15 protein-coding genes are annotated in these 18,734 nt (G+C 65.2%); 10 read left to right on the top strand and 5 right to left on the bottom strand.

From position 1 onward, the window contains the following. Positions 1-25: 25 nt before the first annotated feature. Positions 26-1,048, top strand: a complete 1,023-nt coding sequence (locus OEG81_RS12320) for a cell division protein ZipA C-terminal FtsZ-binding domain-containing protein (RefSeq protein WP_264129554.1) — start codon at positions 26-28, stop codon at positions 1,046-1,048. Continuing rightward, positions 1,045-3,141 carry an NAD-dependent DNA ligase LigA gene (ligA, locus tag OEG81_RS12315; RefSeq protein ID WP_264129553.1) on the top strand — a complete coding sequence of 699 codons (2,097 nt, stop codon included), beginning with the start codon at positions 1,045-1,047 and terminating at the stop codon, positions 3,139-3,141. The genes OEG81_RS12320 and ligA overlap by 4 nt, the downstream gene beginning before the upstream one ends. Positions 3,142-3,440: 299 nt before the next feature. On the opposite strand, the gene OEG81_RS12310 is transcribed toward ligA, so the two are convergent. Next, the gene (locus tag OEG81_RS12310; protein WP_264129552.1) at positions 3,441-3,815 is read right to left on the bottom strand and encodes a DUF423 domain-containing protein; all 375 of its coding nucleotides are present in this window, start codon (positions 3,813-3,815) and stop codon (positions 3,441-3,443) included. Positions 3,816-3,946: 131 nt separating this feature from the next. Continuing rightward, on the bottom strand, positions 3,947-5,101 hold the full coding sequence (locus tag OEG81_RS12305) for an acyl-CoA dehydrogenase family protein (protein WP_264129551.1): 1,155 nt from the start codon (positions 5,099-5,101) through the stop codon (positions 3,947-3,949). 142 nt (positions 5,102-5,243) lie between these two features. Between OEG81_RS12305 and OEG81_RS12300 the strand changes: the two genes are divergently transcribed. The 8 genes from OEG81_RS12300 to OEG81_RS12265 all read left to right on the top strand — a co-directional run bounded on the left by OEG81_RS12300 (position 5,244) and on the right by OEG81_RS12265 (position 15,610). Beyond that, positions 5,244-6,248 carry a magnesium and cobalt transport protein CorA gene (locus tag OEG81_RS12300; RefSeq protein ID WP_264129550.1) on the top strand — a complete coding sequence of 335 codons (1,005 nt, stop codon included), beginning with the start codon at positions 5,244-5,246 and terminating at the stop codon, positions 6,246-6,248. Positions 6,249-6,277: 29 nt separating this feature from the next. After that, positions 6,278-7,918 carry an isovaleryl-CoA dehydrogenase gene (locus tag OEG81_RS12295; protein WP_264129548.1) on the top strand — a complete coding sequence of 547 codons (1,641 nt, stop codon included), beginning with the start codon at positions 6,278-6,280 and terminating at the stop codon, positions 7,916-7,918. 83 nt (positions 7,919-8,001) lie between these two features. Continuing rightward, positions 8,002-8,643, top strand: coding sequence for a thermonuclease family protein (locus OEG81_RS12290; protein WP_264129547.1), 642 nt, complete (start codon positions 8,002-8,004; stop codon positions 8,641-8,643). After that, positions 8,637-10,865 carry an ABC transporter substrate-binding protein gene (locus OEG81_RS12285; protein WP_412034145.1) on the top strand — a complete coding sequence of 743 codons (2,229 nt, stop codon included), beginning with the start codon at positions 8,637-8,639 and terminating at the stop codon, positions 10,863-10,865. Before OEG81_RS12290 ends, OEG81_RS12285 begins: the two co-directional genes overlap by 7 nt. Beyond that, positions 10,862-11,839 (top strand): ABC transporter permease, encoded by a 978-nt coding sequence (locus tag OEG81_RS12280; protein ID WP_264129544.1) that lies wholly within the window; start codon positions 10,862-10,864, stop codon positions 11,837-11,839. Before OEG81_RS12285 ends, OEG81_RS12280 begins: the two co-directional genes overlap by 4 nt. 6 nt (positions 11,840-11,845) lie before the next feature. Further along, positions 11,846-13,345 (top strand): ABC transporter permease, encoded by a 1,500-nt coding sequence (locus OEG81_RS12275; RefSeq protein WP_264129543.1) that lies wholly within the window; start codon positions 11,846-11,848, stop codon positions 13,343-13,345. Beyond that, positions 13,342-15,039, top strand: a complete 1,698-nt coding sequence (locus OEG81_RS12270) for an ABC transporter ATP-binding protein (protein ID WP_264129542.1) — start codon at positions 13,342-13,344, stop codon at positions 15,037-15,039. The genes OEG81_RS12275 and OEG81_RS12270 overlap by 4 nt, the downstream gene beginning before the upstream one ends. An 82-nt stretch (positions 15,040-15,121) precedes the next feature. Further along, positions 15,122-15,610, top strand: a complete 489-nt coding sequence (locus OEG81_RS12265; protein WP_264129540.1) for a DUF1178 family protein — start codon at positions 15,122-15,124, stop codon at positions 15,608-15,610. A 104-nt stretch (positions 15,611-15,714) separates the two neighbouring features. On the opposite strand, the gene efp is transcribed toward OEG81_RS12265, so the two are convergent. The 3 genes from efp to OEG81_RS12250 all read right to left on the bottom strand — a co-directional run bounded on the left by efp (position 15,715) and on the right by OEG81_RS12250 (position 18,680). Next, positions 15,715-16,272: an elongation factor P gene (gene efp / locus OEG81_RS12260; RefSeq protein WP_264129539.1), complete on the bottom strand. Its 558-nt coding sequence runs from the start codon at positions 16,270-16,272 to the stop codon at positions 15,715-15,717. Positions 16,273-16,352: 80 nt separating this feature from the next. Continuing rightward, positions 16,353-17,468 carry an elongation factor P maturation arginine rhamnosyltransferase EarP gene (gene earP, locus OEG81_RS12255; RefSeq protein ID WP_264129538.1) on the bottom strand — a complete coding sequence of 372 codons (1,116 nt, stop codon included), beginning with the start codon at positions 17,466-17,468 and terminating at the stop codon, positions 16,353-16,355. Beyond that, positions 17,469-18,680 (bottom strand): DUF2863 family protein, encoded by a 1,212-nt coding sequence (locus OEG81_RS12250; RefSeq protein ID WP_264129537.1) that lies wholly within the window; start codon positions 18,678-18,680, stop codon positions 17,469-17,471. Positions 18,681-18,734: the final 54 nt, after the last annotated feature.

Genomic DNA, 18,734 nt, shown 5'->3' with positions numbered 1-18,734 from the left:
CTTTGGCAATACGGCGAGGCTGACAATGAGTGACTTGCAAATCGGTTTGATCCTCCTTGGCGTACTACTGATCCTGATCGTCCTCGTCTTCAACTGGTGGCAGGACAGGCGCATACGGCAGAAAATGCAGGAGCACTTCCCCGAGCGTGAACTCGATCCCCTGATGAGCGGCAATCCCATGGGAGGGGGCCGGCGAGAACCGGCTTTCGGCGCCATCGACACCGCCCAGGAGACGGCCGCCGACGACACCGCCGAAGTCGATCCGTCCACCGAGGTCGTGATAGACATCGGCTTTGCGCAAGCGATTCCCACCGATCAACTGCACCAGGCTATCCAGTCCCTGCACAAGGCGGGCAGCAAGCCCGTGCGCATTTTCGCCGAGCGGGAAGGCGGCGGGCACCGGGCCCGGCTACGGCCCGGCGAAGCCTACGTGTCCATGCAGCTGGCCGTATTGCTGGCCAATCGCAGCGGCCCGCTGACCGAGATCGAGTGGTCGCAGCTATGGGGCATGGCGCAAGACCTGGCCGAGCGTTTCGACGGCGCCATCGAGGCGCCCGAACAGGACGAAGTCATGCAGCGCGCCCGCGAGCTGGACGGCCATTGCGCCGGCCTGGACGCCCAGGTGGCCCTGGTATTGCGCCTGCCAGGCACCGCGCCGGTCGCGGACATGACGCGGGTGCTTCAGGAGGCCGGCTTCCTGGCATACGGCCGGCAGCTTGCCTGGATGTCCGATACCGGCACGCCGCGCTTCACCGCCCTGTTCGACGGGGTCCCGCCCCAGGATGTGCAGTCGGCCGGCGTCGATCGCGTCGACCTGCTGCTGGACCTGCCAAACAGCCCCGCCGACGAGCAGGCCTTCAGCCGCATGGCCAGCGTGGGCCGCGACCTGGCCAAGCGCCTGAAGGCGGAGCTCCTGGACGATCAGGGCCGTCCCGTGCATGAGGGCGCGGATCACACCATCGATAAACAGCTGCTGGACCTGTACAAGCGGCTTGCACAGGCCGGCTTCGAAGCCGGCGCGGAGCGCACCGTAAGGGTCTTTTCGTGACCGACAGGGATGAAGGGCGCGCGGAAATCGCGCAAAGGCTGGCGGCCCTGCGCACGCAAATCGCCGAGCACAATCGCCGTTATTATGTTCTGGACGCGCCCGTCGTCTCCGATGCGGAGTACGACAGGCTGATGTCCGAGCTGCTAGAGTTGGAGCAGGCCTATCCCGATCTGATCACGCCGGAATCGCCCACGCAGCGCGTCGGCGCCCAGCCCCTGTCGGCATTCAAGAGCGTCAGGCATGCCGTGCCCATGCGCTCCCTGGGCAACGCCTTCCAGGCCGAGGACGTGTTGGCGTTCGACAAGCGGGTGTCGGACACCCTGGCGGGCGCAGGCATGGCCGGTGCCGACGGCCAGGTCGAATACGTGGCGGAACTGAAGTTCGATGGCCTGGCCGTCAGCCTGCGCTACGAACAGGGACGTCTGGTCCAGGCCGCCACGCGCGGCGACGGACAGACGGGGGAAGACATCACCAGCAACATCCGCACGCTGCGTTCCGTCCCCTTGATGCTGGCGGGCGATTTTCCGCAGGTGCTGGAAGTGCGCGGCGAGGTATTGATGAACCGCCGCGATTTCGAACGCCTGAACGAAGCCCAGCAGGCGCGCGGCGACAAGATTTTCGTCAATCCGCGCAATGCGGCGGCGGGCAGCCTGCGCCAGCTCGATCCCCGGATCACCGCCCAAAGGCCTTTGCGCTTCTTCGCCTACGGCTGGGGCGAAATACGCATCGTTCACGACGGACAGACCGAATTGTTCCGGCAAGAGGCAGGCGACGCCGACATGCCCCGTGCCAGCCATTCCGCCATGCTGGACTGGTTCCAGGAATTGGGGCTGCCCGTCAACGCGTCCCGTTCGGTGGTCGCGGGTGCAGAGGGCTTGCTTGACTTTTATACGCGCACGGGCGCCGGCCGTGGCGCGCTTCCCTTCGACATCGACGGCGTCGTCTACAAAGTGAATTCGCTGGCCGCGCAAGAGGTGCTGGGCTACGTGGCGCGCGCTCCGCGCTTTGCCATCGCGCACAAATTCCCCGCCCAGGAGGAAACCACCGTACTGCTGGACATCGAAGTGCAGGTCGGACGCACGGGCGCCATCACCCCCGTGGCGCGCTTGAAGCCCGTCTTTGTCGGCGGCGTCACCGTCACCAACGCCACCCTGCACAACGAAGATGAGATCCGCCGCAAGGACGTGCGCATCGGCGACACCGTCGTCGTGCGCCGCGCCGGCGACGTCATACCCGAAGTGGTCGCGCCGGTGCCGGAACTGCGGCCCGAAGACGCCCGTTTGTTCGCCATGCCGGCAAGCTGCCCGGTTTGCGGATCGGCCATAGAACGGCCCGAGGACGAGGCCATATCGCGCTGCACGGGCGGCTTGTTCTGCGCCGCGCAACGCAAGCAAAGCCTGACCCACGCGGCGGGGCGCAAGGCCCTGGACATCGAAGGCCTGGGCGAAAAGCTGGTCGACCAACTGGTGGAGAGCGGACGCGTCAAGTCGCTGGCCGACCTGTTCACGCTGAACGCGGACGAATTGGCGGCCTACGAACGCATGGGCCGCAAGTCCGCCGAGAACCTCGTGGCCGCCCTGGACGCCGCCCGCAAGCCGACCCTGGGCCGCCTGCTGTATGCATTGGGCATCCGCCACGTCGGCGAAACCACCGCGCGCGATCTGGCCCGGCACTTCGGCTCGGTCGATGCCGTCATGGACGCCGACGAAGAAGCCCTGTTGCAGGTCAACGACGTCGGCCCCGTCGTATCCGGCTCCATCCTCCGTTTCTTTGCCGAACCTCATAACCGCCAGGTCGTTGCCGCCCTGGCCGAGGCCGGCGTCCACCCGGAGCCCGAAGCTACCCCAGCGGGCGGCGCCCAGCGCCTGGCCGGCAAGACCCTGGTCCTGACCGGCACCATGCCCAACTGGACCCGCGACGAAGCCACCCGCCACATCTTGGCCGCCGGCGGCAAAGTCAGCGGCTCCGTATCCAAGAAAACCGCCTACGTGGTCGCCGGCGAAGAGGCCGGCAGCAAGCTGACCAAGGCCCAGGAACTGGGCGTGGCTGTACTGGACGAGGCGGGATTGAAGGCCTTGCTGGGTGTGAGCTGAAGCCGCATTCTGCCAAGCTGTGTGTCTTTCATGGTAGGCGTGTGGGTCTGTCTCAACGGCCCGCTTGAACGGGGCGAAGCCTTGCCATCGCCCGCTATTTGATCTGTGTTTGCCAAGACCGGACCTTACACCTGCATCTTCCTTCCAGGCGCGGCCTGGGCCCGCCAGCCACGCCGCTTAAGAATCAGGAACCGTTCGATCCCAAAACTGGCGTGGCTTAAGAGAGAAGAGAAGCCAGAGAAAACCCGATGCCAAAAAACAGTGCTAAAGAAACGAGAGAATCGTGGCTTAGAAAGCCATCAGCTCCCCCGATAAGCCGCCACCGCCACCATCCCCCAGGCCACCAGAAACGCCACCCCGCCTATCGGCGTAATCGCCCCCAGCCATTTCACATCCGTCAGCACCAGCGCATACAAACTGCCGCTGAAAATCAGGATCCCCAGCAGCATCACGCCGCCCGCCACGCCAAGCAAAGAAACACCGAATCGGGCGCACAGCACGGCAAGCAGCAGCAGCCCCAGACCGTGGACCAGCTGATACAGTACCGCCGTCTGCCACACCCCCAGCATCTCCGGCGAAATCAGGCGCTTCAGGCCATGCGCGCCGAATGCTCCGGCGCCCACGCCGATCAGCAGCATCACGGCTCCCGCTACAACAAGTTGACGTTCAGTCATTGAACAAATCCTCGAAAATGAATCGTGAACGGGCAGGTCCTGAAAACGCACAAGCGCTGTTTATCGGATGCCCGGCCGCAGGGCCGAATCCAGGCACATCCAGCAATGCAATCCCGCTCAAGCCCTGACCGCTAGATGCTTGCGCCCTTCGTCAGCCCGCGCGCAATGATGACCTGCTGGATCTGCGACGTGCCCTCGTACAGCCGGAACAGCCGCACATCGCGGTAAAAGCGCTCGATCGCGTACTCGCTGACGTAGCCCGCCCCGCCGTGGATCTGCACCGCCCGATCCGCCACCCGCCCGCACATCTCCGTGGAAAAATACTTCGCGCATGAAGCCTCTATCGACACGTCGCGCCCTTCGTCGCGCTTGCGGGCGGCATCGATCACCATGCACTCCGCGGCGTAGAGCTCGGTCTTGGAGTCGGCCAGCATCCCCTGCACCAGCTGGAAGTCGCTGATCGCGCTGCCGAACTGCTTGCGGTTCATGGCATAGTCCAGGGCGTCGCGCAGCATGCGCTTGGCGGCTCCGATGGCCACGGCGGCAATATGCAGCCGGCCCTTGTCCAGCACCTTCATGGCCGTCTTGAAACCGACCCCCTCGCGATTGCCGATCAGATTGGCCGCGGGCACCTTGCAGTTCTCGAAAATCACGTCGCTGGTGTGCGCCCCTTTTTGCCCCATTTTCTTGTCGGTCTTGCCCAGCGACAAGCCCGGCGAGTCCGCCTCGACGATGAATGCCGAAATGCCGCCCGCCCCCTTGACGGCGGGATCCGTGCGCGCCATGACCGTGAATATCCCGGCCTCCGGCGCATTGGTGATGAAGCGCTTGGTGCCGTTCAGAATATAGAAATCACCCTCGCGCACGGCGGTCGTGCGCAGCGAGGCCGCATCCGACCCCGCCTCGGGTTCGGTCAGGGCGAAGGAGCCGATCAGTTCGCCGCTGGCCAGTCGAGGCAGATAAGCCTGCTTTTGCGCATCCGTGCCGTCCAGGTAAATGCCCATCGCGCCTATGCCGTTGTTGGTGCCGATCAGCGAGCGGAACGCCGGCGAGGTCTGGCCCAGCTCGAAGGCAATGCGAACCTCTTCTTCCATGGTCACGCCCAGGCCGCCATATTCTTCGGGCAGGGACAGCCCGAACAGGCCCAGCTCCTTCATCTGGCCGACGATGTCGGCGGGTATCCGGTCGGTTTCGGCGACTTCCTCTTCGCGCGGCACAAGGACTTCCTGCACGAAGCGGCGCACGCCGTCCTCCAGCAGGGTTTGGGTTTCGGAATCGCGGATCATGTCTGCCCCTATTGCTGCGTATCGAATATCGGAATGTCAAAGCCATACTTTAACAGTCCGGAGGAGGCGCCGGCAGCATGGTGCTATGATGATTTCAGGCCTTCCGCATGCTCGTGCATGCCTGCAAACGGAGGTAAGTCACATGGCCGGCGATAGCGCCGTTTTTGAAGCCGCCGACAAGGCGGTGATCGCGTCCGTGCTGTACCGTTCGGGCCGCGCGCCGGAAAAGGTGCCGCTGGACCGCATCGATGCAAGCCTTGATACGTCCTCGGGCCTGCTCTGGGTCGGCCTGAAGGACCCCGAGCCCGCTTTGCTGGAACAGCTCGGCGGACAGCTGGGGTTCTCGCGCAAGGCCCTGGAAGAGGTCATTTCACCGCATCGGCGGCCCAAAGTCGTTGAATACGAAGAAATGACGCTGATCGTGGCCATCACGGTCGAAGTCGAGAACCTGAAGCCCAGCTTCGGCGATACCCAGATACTGATCGGCAAGGGCTTTTTGCTGACCATACGGCGCGGCGCGACGGCCACCCATCACGAGTTGCGCGAACTGCTGGAGAACTCCCCCGAATTCCTGGGGCGGGGCAGCGACTATGTGGCTTCGGCCTTGCTGGACCTGCTGGTGGACCGCTACGTGGCCGCGCTCTCAAGGCTGGAGACCGCCGTGGAAGGCATAGAGCAGCAATTCCTGCTGCGCGGGTTCCGCGAAAGCGACATCCGGCGGCTGTACCGGCAGCGCCGGGACCTGTTGCGCATCCATACGGCCATCGCTCCCATGGCGGAAATCTGCCGGCGGCTGTCGCGGGTGGAGATGCGCCACATCGATGCCGACAGCCGGGGCTATTTCGGCGAAGTGGCCGACCGCATCCTGCGCGCCAACGAATTCATCAACAGCCTGCGCGAGGCCTTGGCTTTCGCCTTCGAGGCCAGCCTGATGATAGGGCAGACGCAGCAAACCGACACCACGCGCAAGCTGGCGGCATGGGCCGCCATACTGGCGGTTCCAACCGCCGTCGCGGGCGTGTACGGCATGAACTTCAGGGTCATGCCCGAACTGAACTGGTTCTACGGCTACCCGGCCATCATGGGGCTGACCTTCGCGGCATGCGGCGTGCTGTACTGGAAGTTCAAGAAAGCCAAGTGGCTATAGGCCGCCGGGGGCGGCAAGCGAGGTGCATCATGAACTGGGTTACGCATGAAGTGACCAACCAGGTTCCCGAACTGGGCGACTACAACCTGTACGCCAGCGACACGGCGCTGCAGGAAGGCGTCATCCGGGAGGGCGGCCAGGCGCATCGCGAAGCGCTGCTGCACTACGGTGGGCGCCTGGGCCTGAAAGAGACCTTTGCGCTGGGGCACGATGCCAACCGGTACCGGCCCGAACTGGAAACCCATGACCGGTTGGGCCACCGCGTGGACCGGGTCCGCTTCCATCCGGCCTGGCACCGGCTCATGCGCATGGCCTTCCTGCAAGGCATGCATTGCAGCGCCTGGTCGGCGCCCGGACCCGGCGCGCAGGTGGCTCGCGCGGCGGCCTATCTCATGCACGGCCAGGTCGAGGCCGGCACGCTGTGCCCGGCCACCATGACCTCGGCCGCCATACCGCTGCTGCAGAAAGAGGAATGGTTCGAGTCGGTCCGCGCGTACCTGTATGGCCTGCAATACGACGAACGCGACGCGCCGCTGTCGCGCAAGACATCCATGATGGTGGGCATGGGCATGACCGAAAAGCAGGGCGGCTCCGATCTGCGCGGCAACACCACGCGGGCCGAGCCGCTGGGTCAGCCGGGGCGCGGGCAGCCCTATCGCCTGGTCGGCCACAAATGGTTCCTGTCCTCGCCCATGTCCGATGCGCACCTGGTGCTGGCCCGGCATGGCCAGGACTATTCATGCTTCTACGTGCCGCGCTGGCTGGACGACGGCAGCAAGAACCCGGTCCACATCCAGCGGCTGAAGAACAAGCTGGGCAATGCGTCCAATGCCAGCGTCGAGGTCGAGTTCCTGGACGCCACCGGGGTGCTGGTCGGCGAGGAAGGGCGGGGCATTCCCACGCTGGTCGAGATGGCCGCGTATACGCGGCTGGACTGCGTGCTGGGCAGCGCGGCCCTGCTCAGGCAGGCCGTCGTCCAGGCCTTGCATCATGCGCGCCACCGGATTGCGTTCGGCCACCCGCTGATAAGGCAGCCCCTGATGCAAAGCGTGCTGATGGACCTGGTCCTGGAAAGCGAGGCGGCCACGGCCCTGGCCCTGCGCCTTGCGCGGGCTTTCGACCCGTCCGATGACCTGGTGGACCAGGCCTATCGCCGCATCCTTACGCCGGCGGCCAAGTTCTGGGTGTGCAAGCGCGCGATCGAGGCGACGGCCGAGTGCATGGAGGTCTGGGGCGGCAATGGCTATATCGAGGACGGCCCCATGGCCAGGCTGTATCGCGAGGCGCCGGTCAACTCCATCTGGGAGGGATCGGGCAATGTCATGTGCCTGGACGTGCTCCGGGCGCTCAAGCGGCATCCGGAACAGGCGCAGGCCCTCTTCAGCTCGCTGGAAAGCGACAGCGCCGACGAGCCCGTCCTGGCGGAGCGCTTGCGGCATCTGCGATCCTTGCTGGCCCTGAGCGGCCCCGATCTGGAGGCGGCGGGGCGCTATGTCGCGCAGGAACTGGTGCTTCTGGTGCAGGCCGGCTTGTTGCGGCGTCATGCTCCGCAGGGGCTGGCCGACGCTTTCGTGCAAAGCCGCTACAAGGGCGCGGGAGGACGGGTCTATGGGCTGGCCACCTCGCCGTCGGCGCTGAACAGCGTCCTCGAACGCGCCTGGCCGGTTTGACCGGGCGCGTCCAACCCCTATAATCGATCAGCCCCGCCGGCTTCCGGGCAGGGTGCATGGGCTTGCATCGATACGGGGAACGAGTGAACGGAGTATTGAATAATGTGCTGCGCAGGCTGGTCGGCGCCCTCATGGCCAGGCGCTGGACCCAGGTGCTCGTGCTGGTCGTGGCCGCCGGGCTGGCGGCGGCCGGCGCCATCGATTTCGGCGAGCCCGCCGCCCAGGCCCGGCCCGGGCCGGCCGGCGCTGCAAGCGTAGCGGGCGGCTACGAACTGACCGGCCGCGTGGTCCGTGTCGCGGACGGCGACACCTTCAATCTGCTGGTGCAGGGCAGGCAGCAAAGGGTGCGCCTGGCCAGCATCGACGCGCCCGAAGTGGGCAAAGACCGCGAGCGGCCCGGCCAGGCTTATGCGCAGGCTTCCAGGGATGCGCTGGCGGCCCTGATCGCGGGCAGGACCATTACGGTGGCCTGCTTCGAGCGCGACCGCTACGAGCGCAATATTTGCGAAGTGCCGCTGGAGGGCGGCACGACGGCCAACCGGAAACAGGTTCAAAGCGGCATGGCCTGGGCCAATATGGAAGGGCGCGGAAAATTCATGCGCGACGGCAAGCTGCCCGAACTGGAGCGCCAGGCCAAGGCGGACCGCCAGGGGATCTGGCGGGAGCCCGACCCGGTTCCGCCATGGGTTTGGCGTTATCAATGCTGGCAGAAGCAGCGGTGCTAGGCACGGGAATCCTGCGCGGCCTTGGGGCCCTGCTGGCGGCGTGCCTGCTGGCGGGCTGTTCGCCCGAGCCGGTGAACAGCCCCTATGCCAAGGGCCTGGAACAGGCCAATGTGATGCACACGGCCTTTACCCAGCGGTCGCCCAAATACCTGGATCCGGCCAGTTCGTATTCGACCGACGAAACCCCCTTCACCTATTCGATCTATGAGCCGCTGTACGGCTACGATTACCTGGCGCGGCCCTACGTCCTGGTGCCACGGGCCGCGGCATCCATCGACCCCCCCGCCTATTTCGACAAGGATGGCCGCCGCCTGCCGGCCGATGCGCCCGGTCAGGACGTGGCCGTCAGCGTGTACGACATCCGCATCAAGCCCGGCATCCTGTTCCAGCCCCATCCCGCTTTTGCCCGCGACGCGGAGGGCGGCTATGCCTACTGGCCGATCGCACCCGGCCAGCTCGTCGACAAGTTCGGCATGGACGACTTCGAGCGGACGGGAACGCGCGAGCTGCTGGCCGATGATTACGTCTATGCCTTCCGGCGACTGGCCAGCCCGCGCGTCGTTTCGCCCATCTATGGGGTGATGGCCGAGCACGTGGTGGGCATGCGCGATTATGGCGGGCGCCTGAAGCAGGTGGATCAGGCCTTGCGTGCCCAGGCTGAACCGGATGGCGCGCAGGGCTGGCTGGATTTGCGCAAGGAAGGCTTCGAGGGCGTGCAGGCCGTCGACAAGCACACCCTGCGCATCAAGGTCATCGGCAAGTATCCCCAGTTCAAATACTGGCTGGCCATGACCTTCACGGCACCCATACCTTGGGAGGCCGACCGCTTTTATCATCAGCCCGGCATGGCGGAACACAATCTTTCCCTGAACACCTGGCCGGTGGGCACAGGCCCCTACATGCTGGCCGAATCCATCGTGAACCGCCGCCACGTCCTGCAGCGCAATCCCAACTTCCGCGGTGAACCCTATCCGTGCCGGGGCGAGCCGGGCGACCGCCAGGCCGGCCTGCTGGACGATTGCGGCAAGCTTACGCCTTTCATCGACCGCATCGTTTTTTCGCTGGAGAAGGAAAGCGTGCCGCTGATGGGCAAGTTCCTGCAAGGCTATTACGACATACCGCAAGCCGACCGGGGCGACTATGGCGTGGCCATGCGGGTGGCGGCCGGCGATTCCGAGCAGAAGGCGGCGCTTTACCAGGACCATGGCCTGCAATTGCGCAGCTCCACCGAGGCGCAGCTTTATTACCTGGGCTTCAATTGGCTGGATCCCGTGCTGGGCGGAGGCGATACGCCCGAGCAGCAGGAAAAGAACCGCAAGCTCAGGCAGGCGATCAGCATTGCCTTCGACTGGGAGCAGTTCGTATCGATCTTCCAGAACGACGAGGCGCAGGTGGCGTACGGGCCGGTGCCGCCCGGCGTGCCGGGCTATCAGGATCCGCCCGAAGGGCTGAACCGCCAAGTGTATAAACTGGAGAACGGCAGGGCGGTCAGGCGTTCGCTGGACGAGGCCAGGCAGTTGCTGCGCGAGGCCGGCTACCCGGACGGCCGCAGCGCGCAGACCGGCAAGCCCCTCATCCTGTATTTCGATTCCGCCGGCGGCATGGGTTCCAGCGCCATGCTGGACTGGATGCGCCGCCAGCTGGCGGCCCTGAATGTGCAGCTCGAGGTGCGAGCCACCGATTACAACCGTTTCCAGGACAAGATGCGCAATGGCAGCGCCCAGATGTATATGTGGGGCTGGGTCGCCGATTATCCGGACGCCGAGAACTTCCTGTTCCTGCTGTACGGTCCCAACGCCAAGGCCGCCAACGGCGGCGAGAACGCCTCGAACTACCGGAATCCTGAATTCGACCGCCTGTTCGAACAGATGCGTTTCCTGGACGACGGCCCCGAGAAGGAAGAACTGGTGCACAAGATGGTGGCCATCGTCCAGAAGGACGCGCCCTGGATGTTCGGCTATTTCCCCAAGTCGGGCGGAGCCTACCAGGCATGGGTGGGCAACGCCAAGCCCACGCAAATGGTGCGCAATACCTTGCAGTACTACCGGATCGACCCGGCCTTGCGTGCGCAAAAGATCAAGGAATGGAATGCTCCGCTGTGGTGGCCCTTGTGGCTGCTGGCCGCCCTGTTCGCGGCGGGGGGCGTGGCGGCCTGGCGGGTGGCGCGCCGCCGGGACAAGGCGCCCGCCCTGATGGGCGCCGATTTCGCGGAGCGGCCATGATCCGATATATTGCGCGCCGGCTGCTGTACGGGGTCTTCATCCTGATCGGCGTGAACCTGCTGACCTTCGTGCTGTTTTTCGCGGTGAATACGCCCGACGACATGGCGCGCCTTGCCATAGGCGGCCAGCGCGTCAACCAGGCCGCCATCGAACGCTGGAAGGCCGAGCGCGGCTACGACAAGCCGCTGTTCTTCAATGCCCGGGCCCAGGGGACGGAGCAATGGACGGACACGATATTCGCGGCGCGTTCCGTTCCCCTGCTGCGCTTCGATTTCGGCTTCTCGGACGAGGGGCGCGACATCGGCCATGAAATCGCGGAACGCATGGGGCCCAGCCTGGCGCTGGCCCTGCCCACCTTCGTACTGGGGCTGTTCGTCTGCATCGCCTTTGCGCTGATGCTGGTGTTCTTCAAAGGCAGCCGGCTCGACTTCGCGGGCGTGGTCCTTTGCGTGGTTCTGCTGTCGATTTCCGGGCTTTTCTACATCATTGCCGGGCAATGGATGTTTGCGAAGATCCTCCGCTGGGTGCCGTATTCCGGCTATGTGGACGGCTGGGGCAGCCTGCGCTTCCTGGTTCTGCCGGTACTGGTCGGCATCGTCTCCAGCCTGGGCTCGCAGGCGCGCTTCTACCGTACGCTATTCCTGGAGGAGGCCGGCAAGGATTACGTCCGCAGCGCGCGGGCCAAGGGGCTGTCCGAGCGGGCCGTGCTGTTCAGGCATATCTTGCGCAATGCCATGCTGCCCATCCTGACCGGCACGGTTTCCGCCATTCCCCTGCTGTTCATGGGCAGCCTCATTTCCGAATCGTTTTTCGGAATTCCGGGGCTGGGCAGCTACACCATCGATGCCATCAATGCGCAGGATTTCTCCATCGTCAGGGCCATGGTGTTCCTGGGCTCGGCCCTGTATATCGTGGGGCTGATACTGGCCGACATTTCGTACACGCTTGCCGACCCCCGGGTCCGTTTCGAGTAGACGTCCATGCCCAAATTCGTATTCCTTTGGACCGATATCTTCATCTTCCTGCTGGTGGCGGCCATGCTGGCCTACGGCTGGCGCATACGGCGCAGCGCGTCGCTGCGATCGGCCTGGGGCAGCGTGGCCAGGACACCGTCCGCCATGTGCGCCGCGGTCGTGCTTGCCGGCTTCGCCCTGATCGGCGTGCTGGACTCCATACATTACCGGCCCCTGCTGCCTCCTGTGCACGCCAACGGGCCGCAGGCGGCGGAGCCCGCGGCGATCTACTCGCCGGTGCTGCGCTCGGCGCTGGACGACCTGTTGTCGCTGACGCAGCTGGCGCAGCGCGAGAAGACCTATTCGGCGCCGCTGGCGATACGGCAGTTCGTCAAGGAAACCGAAATCATCGACGGCCAGCCCGTGCGCGATTTTCCCCGCCTCAAGTATGCGGGCATTTTGCTGCAGGATGCGGACGACCACGCGCACGACGTCATGGCCCGCTTGCTGCGCGGCGTAGCCGCCGGACTGGCCGCGTCGGCGCTGGCGGCGTTCATGCTCACGCTGTGCCATCTGGGCGCGCGGCGCGGCCTGAGGCCGGCGGCGGCTGCGTGGTGGCGGGGCGAATCGGGCGTTCCGTGGCGCGCCATGTGGGTCACATCCAGCATCATCCTGCTGCTGGCCGGCGTTGCGCTGGCGCTGGGCGCCGACTACCACGTGCTGGGAACCGACAGAACGGGCAACGATGTGTTGTGGCAATGCCTGAAAAGCGTGCGCACCGCGCTGGTCATCGGCACGCTGACTACGCTGGCCATGCTGCCCCCGGCGCTGGGCTTCGGCATTGCGGCGGGCTACTTCAAGGGCCGGGTCGACGATGCCATCCAGTACATCTACACCACGCTGACCTCGATTCCGGGCGTCCTTCTCATCGCCGCCTGCGTGCTCATGATGCAGGTCTATATCGACAACAATCCGGGCATGTTCGACACGGTCGCATCGCGCGCCGACCTGCGCCTGTTCCTGTTGTGCATGATACTGGGACTGACCGGCTGGGCCGGCCTGTGCCGCATGCTCAGGGCGGAAACGCTGAAGCTGCGCGAACTGGAATACGTCCAGGCGGCAAGGGCTTTCGGCGTAGGCCACTGGCGCATCATGCGGCGTCATCTGCTGCCCAATCTCATGCACATTGTGCTGATAACCATGGTGCTGGAGTTTTCCGGCCTGGTCCTGTACGAGGCCGTCCTGTCCTACCTGGGCATAGGCGTGGATCCCAGTACGCCGTCCTTCGGCACCATGATCGACGCGGCACGGCTGGAGATGTCGCGCGATCCGATGATCTGGTGGAATCTGCTGGGCGCCTTCGTGTTCCTGCTGGCGCTGGTGCTCTCGGCCAATATTTTCGCGGATGCGGTCCAGGACGCGTTCGATCCCCGCATGCGCCGCTTCAGGCCGGCCCGGCTGGCGCCGTTCCCCGCCGGCGCCGTCCCGGCCGCCGGGCGTCCGGAGATCAAGGATAGCCCGACATGAACGGACCGGATTCCATGGCTTCCGGGTGCGCCGGCGCCGACACGGTTCTGTCGGTGGACGGCCTGTCCGTGCAGATAGCCGGCGACGGCGGCCTGACCCAGGCGGTGAAATCGCTGCAACTGACCATAGCCAAAGGGCAGACCTTCGCCCTGGTGGGAGAGTCCGGCTGCGGCAAGAGCATGACGGCCCTGGCGCTGCTGCGGCTGCTGCCCGACGCCGGAGCGATTTCGGCGGGGCGCATACACCTGGGCACGGTTGAGCTCAACGGCCTTTCCGAAAGCGGCATGCGCCAGGTGCGCGGAGGCCGGATAGGCATCATCTTCCAGGAGCCGGCCACCAGCCTCAACCCGGTCATGACGGTAAGGCAGCAGCTATACGAAACCCTGCGCGCGCACACCCGCTATCGCGGCAAGGCGCTCGCCGAGCGGGCGGTCTGGTGGCTGCGCCGGGTGGGGATTCCCGAGGCGGACAGGCGGATCGACGACTACCCCTTCCAGTTTTCGGGGGGACAGAAGCAGCGCATCATGATCGCCATTGCGCTGGCGGCCGAGCCCCGGCTCTTGATCGCCGACGAACCCACCACCGCCCTGGATGTCACGGTACAGGCGCAGATACTGGATCTGCTGGCCGACATCCAGAAGGAAATGGGCTTGGCCATCATGCTGATCACCCACGATCTGGCCGTGGTGAAGAATGTGGCCGACTATGTGGCCCTGATGCGCGCCGGCGAGATCGTGGAAACCGTGGACGCGGACAGCTTCTTCGCCGCGCCGCGCCACCCTTACGCGCGCCAGCTGCTGGCCGCCATTCCCAGCTTCGCCAAGCGCGGAAAGTCCTTGTCGGTCCAGGGCGAAGGCCGGCAGTCCCCGACACCGCGGCCACGCGCTCCGTCGGGCCCCGAGCCTTTGCTCACCGTCAGGAACCTGTCCGTGGCCTATGGCCGCAAGCGCAGCCTGTGGAAGCGGGGGCCAGATGCCGTCGGCGTGGTGGACGATGTGTCGTTCGACCTGCGCGCCGGCCAGACGCTGGCGCTGCTGGGCGAATCGGGTTGCGGCAAGACGACGACCGCCAAGGCGCTGCTGCGCCTGCTGGACAGGCAGGCCGTGGTGGGCGGACGTGCCGACCTGGACGGGAAGAACCTGCTGGCCGCAAAAGGCCCGGCCCTGCGCAGCCTGAGGCGTGCCATGCAGATCGTTTTCCAGGATCCCTATGCCTCGCTGGACCCGCGCATGCTGGTCGGAGAAATCCTGGATGAGGGCATTGCCGCCTTGCGGCCCGAACGCAGCCGGACGCAGCGCCGGAACCGGATCGCCGACCTGCTGGACAGGGTCGGCCTCCCCGCCAATACGGCCGAGCGCTATCCGCATGAGTTTTCCGGCGGGCAGCGCCAGCGCATCGCCATTGCGCGCGCGCTCGCGGTGGAGCCGAGGGTGCTGATCTGCGACGAGCCGACGTCCGCGCTCGATGTGTCGGTGCAGGCCCAGATACTGGACCTGCTCAAGGACTTGCAGGCGGAATTCAACATCGCCTACCTGTTCATCACCCATAATTTCGGCGTGGTCGAATACCTGTCCGATCATATCGCCATCATGCATCAGGGGCGGATCATCGAGATGGACAGGGCGGAAACCGTGCTGCAATCCCCCGTTCATGCGGAGACGCGCCGCCTGCTGGCCGCCGTGCCGCGCCTGTAGGGCGTCCTGCAGTGATCCGCTGCGGCCCTGTTTTTACTTGCAGGCGGCTTGAATTCGGGCTCGACGCCCGCATATGGGTGTTATGTCATTAAAAGTTTTCGACCTTCAATGCGAACAGGGCCACGTCTTCGAAGGCTGGTTCGGTTCCGACGGCAGCTATGAAACCCAGCAGGAGCGCGGCTTGTTGAGTTGTCCGGTCTGCAACAGCGATCGCGTCAGCAAGAAGCTGTCCGCCCCCAGGCTGAATGTCAGCCATATACGCAATCCCGCCGGGCCGGCGGCCGGGCCCTCGCCGGACGGCAAGCCGGGCGCCGCGGCCGTGGCCGCGCCCGCCACCGAACAGCTTGCGCGGCTCCAGGCTGAAATCCTGCGCCACATACGCGGCATCGTGCGCGATACTGAGAACGTCGGAGACCGTTTCGCCCATGAAGCGCGCCTGATGCACGAGGGCGAGACGCAGGAGCGGGCCATACGCGGAACCGCCACGCCCGAGGAACGCGAGGAATTGATGCGGGAAGGCATTGCCGTTATGCCCATACCCGATTTTCTTGATGACGACCGCCTGCAGTAGGCGGGGCGGCAACAGGCGGCGCAAGGCCGCTTGCTGCGTCGGCGCAGTCCTTCCGTTTCCAGACCAATCGTGAACCCGGTTCACGATTGATTCAGAACCGCAAGTTACATCACGCGGCTGCGGTATTCGCCCGTGCGGGTGTCGATTTCGATCTTGTCGCCGATGTTGCAGAACAGCGGAACAGCCACTTCCATGCCGGTATTGGTTTTGGCGGGCTTGAGCACTTTGCCCGAGGTATCGCCCTTGACGGCCGGTTCGGTGTAGGTGATTTCGCGTACGACGATGGTGGGCAGGGACACCGAGATGGCGCGGCCGTCGTAGAACACGACTTCGACCTGCATGCCTTCTTCCAGGTAGTTCAGCGCGTCGCCCATGCTTTCGGCTTCGACTTCGTACTGGTTGTATTCCCCGTCCATAAAGACGTACATGGGATCGGCGTAGTAGGAATAGGTGCATTCCTTGTTCTCGAGCACGACCACTTCGAATTTTTCGTCGGCCTTGTAGACCGACTCGCTGCCCGAGCCGGTCAGCAGGTTCTTGAATTTCAGTTTGACGACGGCCGAGTTGCGGCCCGATTTGTTGTATTCGGCCTTCTGGACGACGAGGGGGTCGCTGCCGACCATGACGACATTGCCAACGCGCAATTCTTGTGCGGTTTTCATAGTTTTAAGAAACTCCGGGGGTTTGATTGCTCCGCCAGATGCACTGCCGGGCCGGAGCATGACTCACAAAACCTGGTATTTTAACTCTTTCGCTGCTGGCGCGTGCAAAACCCCGCCAGCGAGCAGGCCAAATCCGTTTGACGGGCCAGTCGCTCGCTCCAGCCCGCGGCGGCGGCCCGCCACTCCGCCCAGCCGGCCGGCTGCAACACCTGGCTCAGCACGTCAAGGCAGGCCGGCGTGTTGCCGGTATTCCAGTCCGCCATCAGTTGCCTGATTTCCGGCCCGAAGGGCGAGAGGGCCAGCCAGGCCTGAAGCTTGACCATGTGCGCATCGTCTTCCTGGGGGTAGATCTGCCAGAGCAGCGGCTTGCCGGCCCACAGCGCCCGGACCAGGGAATCCTCGCCCCGCACGCAATTCAGATCGCTGCTCCACAGCAGGCGGTCGAAGCCGTCCTGGTCGATGAAAGGCATCTCGTGCACGTGGACGGCGCCATGCTGCCCGCGGGGAAGGGCCGGGCAGACGCCGGCCGGCACCAGGACGACCGCGCCCGGGGCTTGTCCTTGCAGTGTTTGCACCAGCGCCCGGGCGGGCGCATCGGGATAGCTGAACAAGAGGACCTGGCGGGCACCCCGCCGCAAGCGGCTTATCTGTGCTTCAGGCAGGCCGACCCGGCGCAGCAGCTCTTCACGCAGTGTGGCATCGGCCCGCCAGGCATCCCTTTGGGCGAGCAAGCCGGGCTCGCGCAGCAGTCCCCCCGTTCCCTTCGTGAAACCTGGAAAGAAAAACGCTTTGCGCAGGCCGCTGGGCTGTATCGAGGGCAGGGCATGGCAGGATTCGACCCACGCTTCGGCGCTGAGGTATTCCAGGTTGATCCACAGGCTGTCCCGCCGGGCCATACGCTCGATGAAGTCGGCGGGCGGATCGCAGGCGAAGGCCTCGATCACCACATCCAGGGGCTTGAGCGCAGGCGGTTGCCCGGTCCAATGCACGATGGTCACGCCTTTGACCGTCTGTTGGCCGGCCTGAGGATCGACACCGGACTCAATCCGGGCGAAGCTGCGCAAGTCGTCCACCCACAGGCGCACGCGGTTGTGTGACGGCGGAGCCGCCAGTTGCCTGGACAGGCGCCAGCACACGCCGATGTCGCCGAAATTGTCGACGACACGGCAGAAAATATCGAAGGAGAGTCCCGCCATTCAGTGAAAATGAAGCGGGCTGAGATCGGTCTCTTCGGGAAGTTCGGGGTGCAGCATCTCGCCCAGGGGGTTGGGAAAATGCGGCGCCCCACAATCGTCGCAGAACTCCACCGGGTAGATGCCGGGCAGGCGGCGCACGTCGGTGACGCCCATTTCCTTGAGCAGCGCGGCGACTTCGTCGGGCACGTCGATGTGACCCGCTTCCATGCCGTCGGCCAAGGCCTCTTCCTTGCTCAGCACGGGCCATATGCAGCCGTAGACCACTTCGTTGCTCACCCGGGTGGAAAAGCCGATGCGGTATTCCTCGATGCTGGATTCGCCGCAGCCGGCGATGACCGCCCGCAGTTCGCCGCCGGGCAGATGCGCGGCGGTCTGCAGCCAGGTTACGGCCGCCTTCAAGGCCAGGGGGCGTATGCGGCGGTCGGCTTCGCGGCTGTTGACGTAATAGGCGTCGGCCTGCAGGTATTCGACATGGCAGCCCGTGAACAGGGCGGCCAGGATGTCCGCGCAGGCGGCGGCCCAGTCATCGTGGCACTGCTGCCGCGACGGGAAGCTGTCGTCTTCCTGGCGCACCTGCCAGCGGAACAGGGCCTGCCCCCGGGGGACCGCGATCACGCCCACCACGAAACGGGCGTCCGCCAGCATGCCTTCGGCGTCGGAGGGGCGCCCCAGCGCGCAGGGCTCGCTGGACAGGCCCAGGGCCTGCTGGGCCAGGCGCTGCGTCCAGCCGCGGGTTTCCTGGAAAGACTGGGGCATCTGGTCGAAGTTGACCAGGCGCGGAATGAGGGCGAGACGGGCGCCCGGGGCCGCGATATGGGTTTGCAGTCGGTCCGCCAGGGCATCGGCCTGCTCCCGCGCAAGCTCGCCTTCCGGCAGCTGGTAGCGGGTCCAGGCGACGATGGGCGCGGAGAACAGCAGGGCATCATACTCGTCGCCATCCAGGGCGAGTGTGGCGGATTCGGACAGGGTCTCGGCCTGTTCGACCAGGATTTCATAGGCGTTGATGTCGCTGGCAAGCAGATAGTCGAGCGTGGTTTCCACGGTCTTGTTCTTTTTACCCAGCAGCAGCTTGTTCAGCTGGCCGCCCAGCAGATTTTCCCAGTAAACGTCCTCGAGCCGGCTTCCGGAGCGGGCGAGGGCCTCGGTAAGGCTAAGGAGGCGCTGGGCATCTCGGCTCAGGCGGGAGGGCGAGGTAACGGACATACGAGGCATAAGGAAAGCGGATAGGGTAAGTGTCTAGTGTAACGCCGTCCCTGTCCCGGCGGG

It is taken from the genome of Pollutimonas sp. M17, assembly GCF_025836975.1.
In the GTDB taxonomy this organism is placed as follows: domain Bacteria; phylum Pseudomonadota; class Gammaproteobacteria; order Burkholderiales; family Burkholderiaceae_B.
The sequence above is the reverse complement of the archived record's forward strand: the minus strand, read 5'-3'. Positions and strand labels throughout refer to the sequence as shown.